This is a genomic window from Stenotrophomonas sp. YIM B06876 (assembly GCF_030711595.1).
In the GTDB taxonomy this organism is placed as follows: Bacteria; Pseudomonadota; Gammaproteobacteria; order Xanthomonadales; family Xanthomonadaceae; genus Stenotrophomonas.
Genome location: NZ_JAUJUJ010000188.1, coordinates 1 through 1,522 on the forward strand (window position 1 = coordinate 1; position 1,522 = coordinate 1,522).

The 1,522-nt window shown below is 65.2% G+C and carries 2 protein-coding genes; both read right to left on the reverse strand.

Annotation, left to right across the window (positions count from 1 at the left end; translation table 11 throughout):
- Positions 1-18: 18 nt before the first annotated feature.
- Positions 19-261 carry a hypothetical protein gene (locus tag QZH66_RS15930; RefSeq protein ID WP_305806868.1) on the reverse strand — a complete coding sequence of 81 codons (243 nt, stop codon included), beginning with the start codon at positions 259-261 and terminating at the stop codon, positions 19-21.
- Positions 262-610: 349 nt separating this feature from the next.
- On the reverse strand, positions 611-1,522 hold a 912-nt coding region (locus tag QZH66_RS15935), incomplete at its 5' end, for an FAD-dependent oxidoreductase (protein ID WP_305806869.1).

The following is a 1,522-nucleotide window of genomic DNA, read 5'->3' on the forward strand; positions in this document are numbered from 1 at the left end:
CCGGCTCCGGGCCGGGCTTTACAACACCAGGAATCCGATGCCGAGCAGAAATGCAATGCTTGTCAGCGTCGTCACGATGCGTGCCGTCATGAAGCGGTTCAAGAACTCCGCCATGCATTGCAGGGCAAAAACGAACCCATTCGCGCATGTGCAACGGCGCAAGTGCTCGCACAGCGCAGAGAATTCTGCCGGCACTGGACCGGGGCTGGTGTCTAAGGAGGTGGTGCGCCAATTCGCCGAGGCGTTGCCATTGCTATCCATGGAAATTTCCTGCCATCCAGACTGCAAGCCGCGCGGGGAAATGCAGGGCGCCGTGGCGGCTGGGAACGCCCGGCTGCGGCCGCGCAGTGCAAGCATCTTACGAACAGTGCGCCCGCAGTCTGTTTGCAAGCGTAGCGTGGCAAGGTGCGTCTGGCGGCTGGCCTGCCGGTCAGTGCCGTGACCAGCGCCGGGGGCCTATGGCCCCCCGGGTTTCTTGCTCTGCCAGAGCGGTTTCGCTGTTGCGATTTTTTACATCAATCCGTGCAGGAGCTTGCCAGGGCGGCCATCTTCGATGGCGGAGCCAAGCGACAGTGCCCTTGGCAGCGGGGAGCCCGGCCCCTCGCGGGGGTCATTGCCGCAGCCATTTCCGCTTCAACCAGGCGAGCCACGGCGATGCGTGCGCGCAGGCGCAGGCGTGGGCCGCTTGTCTTATGGCGGCGCCCTGGGTCGGGTAGGAATGGATCACCCCGGCCAGGCGGCGCAGGCCGATGCCGGCCACCATCGCCAGCGACACGGTGTTGATCATTTCCCCGGCGTACCGGCCCACGATGGTGGCGCCCAGGATGTGGTCACTGCCTTCGCGGACATGGATTTTCACGAAGCCGTCTTCTTCGCTGTCCGTGACCGCACGGTCGACGTCGTGCATAGGCACGGTGAAGGTCTTGACCGGAATGTTGCGCTCGCGCGCCTGCTTCACATACAGGCCCACGTGCGCAACCTGCGGGTCGGTATAGGTGCACCACGGGACCGTCAGCGCGCTCATGCGCTGGCGGCCGAGGAACAGCGCATTGCCCACCACGATGCGCGCGGAGGCCTCGGCCGTGTTGGTGAACTGGTGTTCCAGGCAGACATCGCCCGCCGCGTAGATGCAAGGGTTGCTGGTGCGCAAAAAGTCGTCGACCTGGATGCCCGCATCGGGGTCGTAGGTGACGCCGGCCCGCTCCAGGTCCAGGCCCTGCACTGCAGGCATGCGGCCGATTCCGGTCAATATCTCGTCGACCACGGTTGTCGAGATATTGCCGGCGTTGAGCATCTCGACGCGCTTGCGACCGCCGTCCTGGCGCACGCTGACGACCCGGCAATTCAGATGAATTTCGACGCCGTCGCGGGCCAGGGCATCGGACACCATCTGTGCGGCGTCGCGTTCCTCCCTGGGCAGGAACAGCGGTTCGCTGTGGGAAATGACGGTGCGTGTGCCAAAGCGCGCGAAGGCCTGGGCCAGCTCGCAGCCCAGCGGGCCGCCGCCGATGACCAACAGGCT

Excerpts from the sequence above, each read along its gene's own strand:
- QZH66_RS15930 (WP_305806868.1), bottom strand. The coding sequence starts at position 261 with ATGGATAGCAATGGCAACGCCTCGGCGAATTGGCGCACCACCTCCTTA.